The sequence below is a fragment of the Legionella lytica genome, from assembly GCF_023921225.1.
GTDB lineage: Bacteria > Pseudomonadota > Gammaproteobacteria > Legionellales > Legionellaceae > Legionella > Legionella lytica.
Window position 1 is genome coordinate 307,924 of record NZ_CP071528.1, and the last position, 14,298, is coordinate 322,221.

Here is a 14,298-nt window from a genome sequence, read left to right on the forward strand (position 1 = left end):
ATAAGCTTATGTCTGAAACTCTAGTCCTTGCATTTTCCTTAATATTGATCACTGGTTTTCTCTGTCAGTGGCTAGCATCTTACATAAAGGTACCGGCTATTTTATTTTTGCTGCTTATCGGAATCTCTGTAGGACCTGTTTTTCATTGGCTTAACCCGGATAAACAATTAGGCGACTTATTATTTCCTTTCGTCTCTTTTTCAGTGGCTATAATTTTATTTGAGGGGAGCATGACGCTCTCTTTTTCCAAAGTGAGAGGTTTAGGTAGCGTTATACGCAATTTAATTAGCTGGGGCGCTCTGATAACATTCGTATCAGTGGCGACGTGTACTCATTTAATAATGAATATTTCCTGGTCAATCTCGTATTTGTTTGCCTCATTAATGACAGTAACCGGGCCTACCGTTATTGCTCCCATGCTGAGAATATTACGACCGAACTCTAATATTTCGAACGTATTACAATGGGAAGGCATATTAATTGATCCTATAGGAGCTATTTTAGCGGTTCTGGTCTTTGAGGTACTCATTTCTAGTGGCCTTGCCAAAGGAATTGCTGCTGGTTTCCTGGTTTTTATAAAAATATCACTTATGGGTATTTTTTTGGGCTTAGTCGGAGGCATTTGTTTGGGGATTGCCTTTAAAAAATACTGGATTCCCCAGCATTTACATAATTTCGCTGTTCTTGCCATAATTGGAATTATATTCTCAAGTGCAAATTATTTGGTTTCGGAATCAGGATTGTTAGCAATAACTATAATGGGGGTTACTTTAGCGAATTTTAAAAAAATTGAGTTGGAGCATGTTTTAAATTTTAAAGAAAGTCTTAGTATTGTCTTAGTGTCTTGCTTATTTATCGTGCTCTCAGCCCGGATTAATTTATATTCATTTATAGAGTTAGGATACTCCGCATTAATTCTTTTTCTTCTAATACAATTTTTAATTCGTCCACTCAACGTTTATATTTCTACCTGGGGTTCTGATTTAACTATGCCGGAACGACATGTAATATCCTGGATAGCTCCGCGCGGCATTATCGCGGCAGCAATTTCCTCATTATTTGCTATGAAATTAGCTGAACTCAATTACCCAGATGCCGAAAAGCTCGTGCCTCTCACGTTCTTTATGATTATTGCAACTATCGTATTACAAAGCCTTACCGCGAAAACAATCGCCACTAAATTAAAAGTTGCTGAGCCTGAGCCCCAAGGATTCCTTATTGTTGGTGCTAATAATGTAGCTCAGGCAATTGCGATGCAACTTAAAGAAAATGGGTTTTATATCTGTTTGATAGATGAGCAATGGGATCAGCTTAACGAAGCTCGAATGAACGATTTACCAACCTTATGGGGAAATCCTATCTCTCAGCACATTGAGGAGAAAATAAATTTAATTCAAATCAAACAATTACTAATTATTACTCCCTATTTGGATTTAAATATACTTACCTCGAAACATTACCGCTCTATTTTCTCTGAAAAAAATATATTTTCTATGCAAACCGTCATACCGCAACCAGGCCAAAATGAAGATAAATTTAATTTTAAAAACAGCGGTAGAGTCCTTTTTAATTCCACGCTGACTTACCAAGACATAGATAAGTTATTAGCCGAGGGGGCAAAAATTAAAACAACAACGCTCACCGATCAATTTTCTTTTGAAAATTATCAGGAGAAAAATAATATAAATTATCCTTTGTTTGCAATAGACCCTAAAAACACCATTCACGTATTTTCTAAAGAAAATGATTTTAAACCCATTAAAGATTGGAAAATAATTGGATTGCAATGCGAAACTAAAAATTCAAGTTAACTTTCGCCTCCTCTCTACCGTAGAAAGTAGGCGAAACAGAGTGCATTCCTTAGTAAATATTATTCACTAACTCTCTTTCATTTGAATTCGCAGCGGGAATGGTTTAAATGACACTATTTGAAGCAATTGAGCCCTAAGGAATCTATCAACTAACCTAAAATACTCAGCCCATTTTAAAGTAGCAATGCAAATTAAGAGATCTCTTACATGATTATGCGCTATTTTGAGTGTCACTAATTAAAATTATTCGCTATGATTAAGTCAGTACGAGGAAGGACAGTGGATGTCTTATATGGATCATTTGAAGCATCAAGGACGATGCGCAACCACAAGGATGTGGGCTGCCTCCTCGGAACACCAATCATCTCCTCAATTATAAATAATCAAAAATCCATAATGTTTTTATCATAAAGCTAAAACACGAAAAATCCCCCGTTCACCAATTCCTTTGATACCAATTTAAACGATGCATAGATATGTACTAAGTAAGATATACTTGTGTTCTCGACTAAGCCAAGTAATTTATATTGACATCACACAAATAATCATTAATAGTGCAATCTATGTTTTTTGTGCAATTATTTATCTTAAGCAACTGTTAAGAAAAAGAATATTGAGGTGCTGTATGCTGTTAGATCAACTTATTTTAACTGCGATTGAGAAAAAATTAAGTACTCAACATACAGAGTTTAATATTCAGATTTTTTTACAAATCCTGCAAATTACTACCCGCCCTTTAGGTTATCCTATCTACAAAGAAGGAATAAATGAACAATATTACCTATTGAAGCTTACGAGCAACCTGAACCAGGCAAAATCATTAAATTATAATTATAAAGCAGCAGGGACCATGTTGAATTCACTAGCACAATTAAGATTTTGTGTCTGCTACTTTCAATCAACACTTGATGAACAGAAAATTGATGCAGAGTTGATTTCCTTATTCGAAGCAGCCATTGACAATCGGCTCTATACCAGTGCTGAAGAACAGTGTGCAGAAAAAAGCCTGCTTAGAACACTCATAAACTGCCCCCAAGGAATACTGCAATTATGTTCTGAGTATGAGAGAAAGTTGCAATCTCCCAATATGCAACAACAAATTCAAACACGAATTAATTTCTTAAAAGGAATACACGAGAAAGAAGAACCAGAAAACGCTCAAGACCCGGTAACGATTACAACATTCGAATGTGCCATGCAAGCTGCACAGCATCATTCCCTATTTAACGAACTGAAAAAAAACCATCAGATGCTGCTTGGAAAATATTTATTAAAACGCGCGGCAGAGTCAGAGTTAAGCAGTGAGTTATTGGAACACAACAAGCTCACGATAAAGCCTAAAGAATCGGCTCAAGAGAGCCTAGCCCCAAAAAGTAAGGACACGCTGTCAACGACAATGACTGATGAGTCCGCTAGTGAAGCACGTGATTTGTTGATATATCAAAATTCATTAAATGTGCTAAAAGCACAAATTAATAAAACGCATGATTCATTTGCCAAGACTAACTCCACTAACAATCAGAGCCCCAATACAAATGACAATCTGCCTGAGCTTCATCGACAACCTGCATTTCGCCGCTAGCCGCACGTAACTCCCCCAGATACGCGGGGGGCCCTGCCAGGTAGACTAAAAATATCCAAACAAGATTAATTTTTTACATAATTCATATTGAGTACTGTGCAAACACATGATATATCTTTTGAATATGGATGATTAATTAACACATAGCATTGCCAATCTACACCTTTGAAGAGTTATTGAGAGAAGACAATCAATATTGTTGTTCAATGACCAAGGATTTATCTTTTATGTGTGTAAGGAGTACGCCATGCTTTCAATTTATCATATTAGGCTACTGATTAATGAATGCCGCGAGATGAGTCGCGTTGGTGTTTTTAATGACCACCGTGTTGCTATTCCGCATTTAGAAATTGACGTGGTGTTACCAGGGGATTTCATTGGTGCCAATAATAATCCGGCCATTTTTGTTAATTCCATGACATTCAAGCGACTTAGCAAATTTCATACTCATTGGATTGAAAATGGGACCTTAGTATTTCAAAAATCTTTTTTACAGAAAGAGCCCATTGATATTATCGGCGCTGTCATTCATGAAACAGGACATGCGTTTAATGTCGCCGCAAATCTGCCTAATACGGAGGTAAATGCTTATATCTACGAAATAGAAATATTACGTCAATTATACTTGTCAAAAAGTCCATTACTTTTTGATTGTAGTCTTGAGGATGTACGGGCTTATTTTCATCGTCGCCTGGTTTTCTATGCGAAGGACAGCCCACATAGTCCTGAGCTTCGTACACTAATTGAAGAAATTACCACAGAATTTGAGCTGCAAGAGGATAAGCATACGACACCAGAACCTGAACAGCTTGCAATGAATATAAGTTCATTTTTTTTCCAAAATAAGGAGCAAGATAATATGCAGGAAGTATCAGCCCACGAAAATAGTGATGAAATTAGTGCCAACGATAATCTCTTCTTATAACATCTGAAAGAATAAATTTAGATTAACCCGTTGCAAAAACCACGCTTGGTTTTTGCAACGGTTACTTTAGCTATTAGTGATGCAGATGCACACCGAATTTAGAAGTAATGCAAGAAAATAACAAATATTTTGGACTAATGTTTTAATTAAAAAATAATCTTACCTTATTTTATGAAGGTTTATTTAGTTGACGCTGCCTCTCTTAAGGTTAATGCGCTATAATTGGACATACTGTTTTATTGAAGAGGCTTTATATGCTAAAACAAACCAAGAAAATAATTAAAAAATACGGGAAAAAGCTTACTGATGGCAGCATTTCTGACCAAGATTTAAAAGTTCTACTAACCATATCACCTGAAAAACAATCCTTATTCAAAAGAAAACCGAAAAGTGGTTATGTAGACCCTACTGTTGTAAACAATGATAATTTTGGTGTAATGGATGGCATGAAAGACTTTGTTGCACAGCTGGCGCCAAAAATGAGTCTTAAAGATCTGCATGACATCACTTCAAGGCTTATTCATGCCAGTCCTGCGACAATAGAACAAAACACCTTTATGCGTAAATCCTGTCTAGCCAAGGTATTTCTGGCTTATGAAACTTATATAGCTCCGAATAATGCCGAAGAGCATTATCGTACCATGCGTATGCAAACAGAGTTTCCTGGTGCTAATGACATTTCTAATTTAAAACGGGTTATCCTTGAGCCTCTGATTGTTTTCTTTGAAGAGTCTCTTGGTGCTAAGAGACATACTCCGCAAATCACATTGGCTGAAAAGATACTCCAACAATCAGAACCTGTTAGCAATCCAGAGGCAAACAGTAGCGCAGCCGCTTCAATTGAAAGTTCACACCAGAGCATGCCCTCAGAACACTTACCTGTTGCGCCTGACTTAGAAGAGACCGTTTCACAACCTGTATCAGCGCACGAGCTATTAACACCAGAAAGTACTCAACGACCCGCACAAAAATTCGAACCGATTAAAAGAAAAACGTCACAGCAATCCGTTGCACATACCAATACGCCAAGCACAGCACGCACTACTAAAAAACAAACTGTTACCACTGGCCTGTCAACTTTTATCGCACCAAGCATTCTCCAAGCCAAGGAGCCAATTAACTATTTTGATGCTAAGACCAATCCAACTTTGCTTCAATTAATTAAATTATGTCAGAACTATAGTGATCACCTCACTCCCCTGGCCATAAAAGATAGCCGTGCTCAGGATAAACTAACCCTTGTTACAAAGATGCTCTCTCACTTACAGCAGCCTTTAGTACCGATAGCATCGCAAAGAATTCGTAATATGAGCGCGCTACTAACGCCCGAAGCTAAAGCTGTACTTAGTGAGCAACGCAGTGGGGCGGGAATGAGATTTTTGGAAACAGTGCTGCATATTTTAACGGTTGGTCTGTATTCTAAATATACTAAAAATACCTTTGCTTTTTGGAAGAGTCATGGCGAGGTGTTAGGGGACAATATTGCACATTTGACGCGTGACACTAATCCACCGATTAAATAGTGGGGCTTAACGCAGGATTCTGTCGAAAATAGAGTAATCAAGACACCGTTGGCCGCATAGGCCGGCGAAGTCGGCGGCTTGTCATGTTTCGTGTGCAACGTCAATTTAACTTTTTCTAGACTGTATATTATTTTTAGGAAGATCATAATACTCGAAAGCAAGCCCGCACCAATAACTCAGATTTGACTTAATACATGAAGAAAACGTAAAATCTGGACAAATTGTTCCTATATTAATATAGGCTTGTGGAACTTTGAGATTTATAGATTAGAGAGTACTGAGTTGATTCCGCATACAACGTCACTGCTTAAGCGTCTTACTGTCTGCCATGTTTTTTTAATAACCATCAGTAATATCTTAGTGCAATACCCTTTTGAGCTTTTTAGCTATGACACGACCTGGGGTGCGTTTACTTATCCGTTCATTTTTATTTTGACCGATCTAACTACTCGGCTTTCTAATGCTAAAACCTCTCGAAATATTATTTTTATCAGTATGCTCCCTGGACTGCTCATTTCTTATTTTATAGCCAGCTCTCTTGAAGTTATGGGAGACTTAAATTGGGATAATGTGTTCACTTTACACTACATGCCATTGCGGATTGCCTTAGCATGCTTTGTTGCTTATGCCATTGGGCAGCTAATAGATGTCTTTATTTTTCAGCGTTTGCGTAATAGCTCCTCTTGGTGGATTGCTCCGGCTGTTTCAACTACGATAGGTAATATAATAGATACGCTTTTGTTTTTTACGATCGCGTTTTATCACAGTAACAATCCTTTTTTAAACCAACATTGGCCGGAAATAGCGATGGTTGATGTTTGTTTTAAAATTATCATTAGCCTGTTAGCCTTTGTCCCAGTATATGGCTTTGTGTTACACTTTTTTAATATAAGAAATAAAAATACAGCTACGGCATAATCAACAAGGACATATTTATTCATGTCTGCAAAAATATTCATACCAGAAAACGATGTCTTAAATGGTAGTTATATCCAATTAGAACCTATCGCAAGTCAACATCGAGAAGCGTTGTCTGAAGCCGCTGATTATGAGCAAATATGGCAATACATGCCGCAAAAAGCTACGAAAAACTTATTTGGTTCCTGGTTTGATGATTGTCTGGATAAAATGTCAACGAGAGAACAAATTACCTATATCGTCCGCTGCAAAATAAGCCAAGCTATTGTAGGCGCCACCGCCTATTATGCAATTCAACTAGAAAACAAAAGCCTTTCCTTAGGTTATAGTTGGTACACTCCTAGTTATTGGGGTAGCAAAGTAAATCCCGAAGCGAAGTTGTTGATGTTAACCCAGGCATTTGAATGCTGGAACATTAATCGTGTTGAATTAGGTACTGACTCGCGTAACAGCCGCTCCTATCATGCCATCAAGAAATTAGGTGCGACAGAAGAAGGCCTGTTACGACAACATATGATTCTTCAAGATAAAGAAATCACGGACACCATCGTTTTTAGCATTCTTCGTTGCGAATGGCCTACGATTAAAAGGAACTTAGTAAATCGTATAGCTCAGCAAGAAAAACTGTAAAACGCTGACCAAAATGATAGTGCGATTAAAAAGATTTAGACACTGCTCAATGAATTCGCAGCTCATGGCTTCGCGGTCGCGAGCAACCAGGCACCTTTTTGTAGGTCAGGCCCATACCCGACGTTTCTCATCTTTGTCACCAATCGAATAAATTAAACACCTGTTATCCAAGTTTTTTCTCACAAGTTATTTATTATTTTCTTTATTAATTGTAAATTAATCAAACAAATTGAGGTCGTTCAAGTTGAAGAGAATCGTATGGCGTGGATTAAGTTAGATACATCGCAAACTCGAACTGAGGAAATCGGAAATGCATTGACTCATGGAATCGGAGCCCTATTAAGCATCGTTGCAATTATTTTATTGGCCCTATTTGCGTCACATCAAAACGATAACGTGAAATTAGTTTCCGGTATTATTTTTGGTAGTACCTTACTTTTGATGTATGCAAGCTCAACTGTTTATCACAGCCTGAGCAATCCTAAAGCCAAACATTTATTTCGTATAGTCGACCATGCCTCGATTTATTTATTGATCGCAGGAAGTTATACCCCCTTTGTATTGGTGACGCTTAAGGGCTCCTTGGGATGGACCATGTTTACGATTATTTGGTCTTTAGCTTTTGCTGGAGTGTTATTTAAGTTGTTTTTTGTTCATAAATTTGAACTGCTTTCAACTATTATTTATCTTTTAATGGGCTGGATGGCTTTAATCGTTATAAAACCTCTTTATCAATTACTACCATCAGGTGGATTAGCATATATCGTAGAAGGAGGCTTATGTTATACCGTTGGGGTCATTTTTTTTATTTGGGAACGATTGAAATTTAGCCATGTGCTTTGGCATTTATTTGTTTTGGCTGGAAGTAGTTGCCACTTTTTAGCCGTATTGCTGTACGTGGTTCTTGTCTAACTACCCCATAATCTCATTAATGGTGAAAAAGGCCAATTTGTTCAGCTTTGTATGTGGCTTCCTTTGGAATCCAAAGGTAAACGTGCGTGGCTGACTGATGAGCCTTTAAAGTTGTAGATGATAAAATTATTTCTGCAATCAAAACAATTGTTGATATCAATGACTACAGCAAAAGTTTTACATTCTAAGAGGGTTAAAGGAGCGGCAAAACCTGATCCCGGTTTAATATTTTCTCCAATGTAATTTTCAAAACAGCGGTTCGGGCTCTAATATATATAGAGTGCTACCTTGATAAGCAGCAGTGGAGATAACCGATGACTGAAATTAAATCCGAAAACCTTCCTTCTAAATCGATTAGAAAAAATCCTTAGCGCCATGATTAATTTAATTTTTTATGGCTTAATAATAGGCATTCTTGCCTCTGCACCTATAGGCCCTATAGCTGTCTTATGTGTTCAGCGTTCTCTAAACTTAGGGTTTAAAGCAGGTTTTATTACCGGTTTAGGCTCAGCATTGGCTGACGGAGTTTTTGGTTTAATTACAGCTTGTGGGCTTACGTTCATCTCAAATCAATTAACAATATATCAAACACAATTACAATGCCTTGGTGGTTTTATCTTATTATATCTTGGAATCAAACAATATTTAAAAAATCCTAAAACCCCTCATATAAAAGAGCATCAACACTCATCCTGGCATTTTTTGATTGAGGCTTTTCTGCTGTCTCTTTCTAATTCAGCAGCCCTGCTCTTATTTTTCGCCGTATTAGCCGCCCTAGGATTAGACCATCTGAACCTGAATGTGCTTGGTGGCAGCATCTTGATCGTGAGTATTATACTCGGCTCATCTCTGGTTTGGTTAACACTAAGTGCTGCCATCGCGTTCATTTTAAAAAAGCACATTACTACCGATGCACTGCGCATGATTAACTTTGTTTTTGGCTCTGCTTTTCTTATTCTCGGTGTTGTCATCTTAGTAAAGCTTGTTGCATTCTAGCCATAATTGTTAAATAACCCATTATTTTCCAAATATTTTTAAAATAATGTTCAAAAAATGGATGTACATTAATTTAATTTCTATACTAAATACTAAACCCAATGTATATGGAATGAGCAATGGCTAATAAGGTAGATATTTTTGATAAATGTTATAACGAGAATGGAAATTTTGCAGCGCAAAGCAAGGATGATGACAACTACTTAATCAGTCCTATCTTACAGGGTCCTTCTGGCCCACACATGCAATTTCAAAACAAACCCATGATAGTCTGGACTATTAATGATTATTTAGGTCTTGCACAAAACACTGAAATTCAGGAAGCCGGATTTAACGCAGTCCAAAATTGGAGTACAACAACCCCAATGGGTGCAAGACTGATGTCTGGCAACACCATGGATCATATCAATTTAGAAAAAAAACTGGCCTCCCTTACCCAAAAGGAAGAGGCGGTGTTATTTATTGCAGGCTATCTGGGAGTACTAGGCACCATTACTGGCTTGGCAGGAAAAGGGGATACGATCGTTATTGATCAATATTCCCATGCCTGCATGATTGATGCAGCCTTTCTGGCTCAGGCCCGCACCGGTGTGCGTATCAAACCATTCAAACATAATGATATGGCCGATTTGGAACGGCAGTTAAAATTAGCATCAGAAGAAAATCAAGGTGGAATTTTAATAGTTACTGAGGGAATTTTCGGTATGCGCGGCGATCTGGCAAATCTACCTGAAATCTGCGCATTGAAAGAAAAATACAAAGCTCGCCTCTTTCTCGATGATGCCCATGCGTTAGGTGTGCTTGGCAATGAAGGTCGAGGAAGTGGAGAATATTTTAATCTACAAGATCAAATTGATATTTATTTCGGTACTTTTGCTAAAGCATTTGTTTCCATAGGTGGTTTTGCTAGTGGCCCGCGTGAAGTAATTTCCTATCTGCGCCTTAACTCAAGGCCCGCTATTTTTTCTAAGGCCCATCCATTAGTACTTATTCATGCAATTGATAAAGCAACCGATCTGATCATTGCCGGTAAAGAAAAACGTGCAAAATTATGGGAAATAGCTACCGCATTGCAAACCGGATTAAAAAAACTGGGCTTTGATATAGGCCAAACTCAAACCCAGATTACCCCAATTTATATTCGTGGTGGAGATATGAAACTGGCGATTGAGATGTTACATATTTTACGGGATGAATACGGTATTTTTGTAACTGCAGTATCCGCTCCAGTTGTTCCTCAAGGAACCATTCTGTTCCGGCTGGTTCCTACTGCCGCACACAGCCTCGAAGATGTTGAAATCACACTGGCTGCGTTTCAAGGTATGCGTGATCGGTTAGCGCTCAATTAATCAGGAGTATATTATGGTACTGCACCACCCTAAACCTGAAAATATGGTTGAATTACTTAATTTACAAGCTCAAAAAATAGAACAAGATCGATTATTTTTTTTAAATTCTTCAACACGTATTGAAGAAAAATTGAACTACCCTTCTTTGCGTATTCGTGCACAATCAATTGCAGCAAGAATTCAACAACATACACAACCAGGAGATAGAGTTTTATTAATTTACCAGCCTGGATTAGATTTTATTTGTGCTTTTTATGCCTGCCTTTATGCTGGAGTCATTGCCGTACCCGTCTATCCACCCGCAGAAAAAAAACTCATAGAAAAACTACAAGCCGTCATACAAAACTCAGAACCGAAAATTATTTTGTCGACAGAAAGCATTATTAAACAAATCACTAAATTGAAATATGTTAAAGCATTACAAAATCTACCCTTTGTTACTTATTTGATGGAGCGTTTTCAGGAAAACGCCTACGAGTTAACACAATGGGACTTTGATAAATTCACCTGGATTAATACGGACACTATTTCAACAGATGAGGCTAATGATTATAAAGAACCTCTTATAAAACCGGAGAACATCGCCTTCTTGCAATATACTTCCGGCTCTACTGGTCAGCCCAAAGGTGTTATGGTGAGCCATAGTAACTTACTGAATAATCTACAATTTATTAACGAATACTATAGTGCAAAACACGATTCCGTTTGTGTTATTTGGCTTCCTCCCTATCATGATATGGGTTTAATTGGGGGAATACTGTATCCCGTTTTTACAGGAATACCCGTTTATCTCATGTCTCCACTGACATTTCTACGTAATCCTGCCACTTGGTTGCAAGCCATTACAGCCTTTAAGGGTACCGTAACCTCAGCACCAAACTTTGCCTATGCACTTTGTAATAAAAAGATTTCCGAAGAAACCAAAGCTCAACTTGACTTAAGCAGTATGCATGCTTTTTTAAATGGGGCCGAACCGATCAATGCTCATGTTATGGATGAATTTACCCGACAATTTACGAATTGTGGCTTCAAAAAAGAAATGTTCATGCCCTGTTATGGCCTTGCGGAAAATACATTAATGGTCACGGGAGAACAAGGAGGCTTAACTCATTATTTCAATAAAGAAGAACTGCGCAATCATAAACTGCAGGAAGTCTCTGTAACAGACCCAACAGCCCAAGCTGTTGTATGTTGTGGCCCCCTTTCAGAAGGAACAATCATTGTTGATCCACAAACCCTAACCCCATGCGGCGATCAGCAAATCGGGGAAGTGTGGCTATCAAGCCCCAGCGTAGCTCATGGATACTGGAATCAAGAACAAGAGACCAATACTTATTTTAAAGCCACCCTGCCTCATACCAGTGAAAAAAACTATTTACGTACAGGCGATTTGGGTTTTACTATGAATAATAGATTATTCATCATGGGAAGATTAAAAGATTTAATCATTATCAATGGAACCAATCACTATCCGCACGACATCGAACGCTCCGTAGAAACCTGTCATCCAGCAATACGTCAAGGTTCTTGTGCAGCCGTCAGTATTGCAGGAACGCATCAAGAAGAACTGGCAGTAGTTGTTGAAATTAATAAGAATTGCCCTGAATCTGAATTAGATGCGATTATTAGTGCAATCAAACAAATTATTCTCCAAGATCATTCATTATCAGTCCATCAAATTGCTCTTATAAATGAACGCAGTCTTCCTAAAACAACAAGTGGTAAAATAAGACGCCGACTGATTCAATCTCAACTCATGGATAAGCAACTTGTAACCAAATTACTATGGGTAATGGAAACTCCTGTAGCAGAAGAGATAAATCCCATCTCGAATAAGGAGGATACAGACAAGCAGCAAAATGAATCCCCTATCCCCTCAGAGTTTATCCAAAACCTTCGCCATACAATTCATGTAGAATTAAGCGATATGTTAAATATAGATAGTGTGATCATTGATGATAATAAAAATTTCGCTGAATTTGGGCTTGACTCTTTAATGGCAGTCGAATTAGAAGCTCGGTTGCAAAACCATTTAAAATCCCGCTGCCATTTAGCAGACGCCACTGTGGTCAATTATCCTACTATAAATTTGTTAATAGAACACATCCAAACACTCTTAAATAAATCAGGCTCTTTAGAGGAATCCGTATCAGCTCCATTTGCTTTTATCACTATTCCAGAACATTCCTTAAAGCCAAGAAGCGACGGATTAACTTCACTATTAGATACCGGAATGCATCTGATGGATACGGAGCAACTTCTTTTAATGGCAGCAGACTATATTGATGTCGTTAAATTAGGTTTTGGAACCTCCAAACTCTACCCAGAACCCATACTACGAAAAAAAATCGCTTTGTTAAAATCAGCAAACATCCATGTCTGCGCCGGAGGAACATTTTTTGAAGTAGCCCGTAGGCAAAATAAGATAGAAGAATATTTTAAAGAGTGTGTACGTTTGGGCTTTAATTGCCTGGAATTATCTGATGGTATGGCAGGTATCCCATTAGAAGAAAAAATCAACTTAATCTCTCGGGCAAAAAGCTATGGTTTTGTTGTTTTATCAGAAGTAGGCAGAAAAGACGTGCAACAGGACAGCTTATTAAGCCTTGAGGAACGCTTATTAGAAATTAAAGAGCAATTAAATGCAGGCGCCTGGAAAATTATTCTCGAAGCACGTGAATCAGGCACCACAGGCCTATTTAACACAGATACTTCGATTAAAACAGAAGATTTTGAACGTATTATAACCGAGACTAATCCTAAGGATTTACTATTTGAAGCCCCCATTAAACACCAACAAGCATGGTTAATTAATAAGCTAGGAGTTTCGGTAAATTTAGCCAATATTGCCCCAAAAGATGTATTGGCCTTAGAGGCACTCCGAGTTTCTTTAAGAGCAGATACCATTCCGAAGGAAGCACCATGAGCAATAAAATTATCCGTTTTGAAGTAGGTGCGGCAGGTGCACATCGCGCGGCAGAGCGAGGCGATCTTTGTATTATTGTTGATGTCTTGCGCGCGAGCACCTCCATTATTGCTGCGTTCATGGGTGGGATCAAATCCATTCATTTAGGTGACAACGCATCGTTCGATGTTGCCCCAAATGAAATTACGGCTGGCGAACAAAATTGTATAAAAATACCACACTTTACTTATGGAAACTCACCTGAAGACTTGCTTCACACGACCCACAAAGGTCGTGAGCTTCACTTTTTCTCAACGAACGGTATTCCATCCATTAAAAGCTGCATCCCCTATCAAGTACCTGTTTTAATTGGAGCAATTATCAACGCAGATGAAGTGGGAAATCTGGCTAAAGACACCGCGATGAACTTAGGCCTCAATATCTCTATTATTTTAGCCGGCTACAAAGGGACTTTAGAACAAGATGATCTGCTCGCAGGCTCACTAATTTATTATAAACAACTACGTTCCTTTCAAGTCTTAGGCGAAATCAGCCCGGTATATTCTGATAATTTAATAGAGTCTCTTCTGACTAGTCCTGCGGGAATTCGCCTAGCTAATCTAAATCTAGAAAAAGACATCTATTTTTGTGCGCAAGAAAATATAACCAAAATAGTCCCTATTTACGATGAAAAGATACAGCAACTAATACCCTTTGCTTATGCATCGGACTCTTAGGAGAGTTAAT

The 14,298-nt window shown here is 38.1% G+C and carries 11 protein-coding genes; all 11 read left to right on the forward strand.

The annotated features are described in order from the left end of the window. Positions 1-8 precede the first annotated feature (8 nt). The 11 genes from J2N86_RS15195 to J2N86_RS15245 all read left to right on the forward strand — a co-directional run bounded on the left by J2N86_RS15195 (position 9) and on the right by J2N86_RS15245 (position 14,288). Positions 9-1,811, forward strand: coding sequence for a cation:proton antiporter (locus J2N86_RS15195; protein WP_252582551.1), 1,803 nt, complete (start codon positions 9-11; stop codon positions 1,809-1,811). Between the two features lie 625 nt (positions 1,812-2,436). Further along, entirely contained in the window at positions 2,437-3,393 is a 957-nt protein-coding gene (locus J2N86_RS15200; protein WP_252582552.1) for a hypothetical protein, read from the forward strand. Between the two features lie 247 nt (positions 3,394-3,640). Then, complete coding sequence (locus J2N86_RS15205; RefSeq protein ID WP_252582553.1) at positions 3,641-4,318, forward strand: hypothetical protein; 678 nt, start codon at positions 3,641-3,643, stop codon at positions 4,316-4,318. A 254-nt stretch (positions 4,319-4,572) separates the two neighbouring features. Then, the gene (locus J2N86_RS15210; RefSeq protein WP_252582554.1) at positions 4,573-5,841 is read left to right on the forward strand and encodes a hypothetical protein; all 1,269 of its coding nucleotides are present in this window, start codon (positions 4,573-4,575) and stop codon (positions 5,839-5,841) included. A gap of 285 nt (positions 5,842-6,126) precedes the next feature. Further along, the gene (locus J2N86_RS15215) at positions 6,127-6,759 is read left to right on the forward strand and encodes a 7-cyano-7-deazaguanine/7-aminomethyl-7-deazaguanine transporter (protein ID WP_407659010.1); all 633 of its coding nucleotides are present in this window, start codon (positions 6,127-6,129) and stop codon (positions 6,757-6,759) included. A gap of 21 nt (positions 6,760-6,780) precedes the next feature. After that, positions 6,781-7,389 (forward strand): GNAT family N-acetyltransferase, encoded by a 609-nt coding sequence (locus tag J2N86_RS15220; RefSeq protein WP_252582556.1) that lies wholly within the window; start codon positions 6,781-6,783, stop codon positions 7,387-7,389. 258 nt (positions 7,390-7,647) lie between these two features. Beyond that, positions 7,648-8,301, forward strand: coding sequence for a PAQR family membrane homeostasis protein TrhA (gene trhA / locus J2N86_RS15225; RefSeq protein WP_252582557.1), 654 nt, complete (start codon positions 7,648-7,650; stop codon positions 8,299-8,301). 375 nt (positions 8,302-8,676) lie between these two features. Then, positions 8,677-9,297: a LysE family translocator gene (locus tag J2N86_RS15230; protein ID WP_252582558.1), complete on the forward strand. Its 621-nt coding sequence runs from the start codon at positions 8,677-8,679 to the stop codon at positions 9,295-9,297. A gap of 119 nt (positions 9,298-9,416) precedes the next feature. After that, positions 9,417-10,646: an aminotransferase class I/II-fold pyridoxal phosphate-dependent enzyme gene (locus J2N86_RS15235; RefSeq protein WP_252582559.1), complete on the forward strand. Its 1,230-nt coding sequence runs from the start codon at positions 9,417-9,419 to the stop codon at positions 10,644-10,646. 13 nt (positions 10,647-10,659) lie between these two features. Next, a complete protein-coding gene (locus tag J2N86_RS15240) occupies positions 10,660-13,572 on the forward strand; it encodes a phosphosulfolactate synthase (protein WP_252582560.1) in 2,913 nt (970 codons plus the stop codon). Continuing rightward, a complete protein-coding gene (locus J2N86_RS15245; RefSeq protein ID WP_252582561.1) occupies positions 13,569-14,288 on the forward strand; it encodes a 2-phosphosulfolactate phosphatase in 720 nt (239 codons plus the stop codon). Before J2N86_RS15240 ends, J2N86_RS15245 begins: the two co-directional genes overlap by 4 nt. The last annotated feature ends 10 nt before the right edge of the window (positions 14,289-14,298 follow it).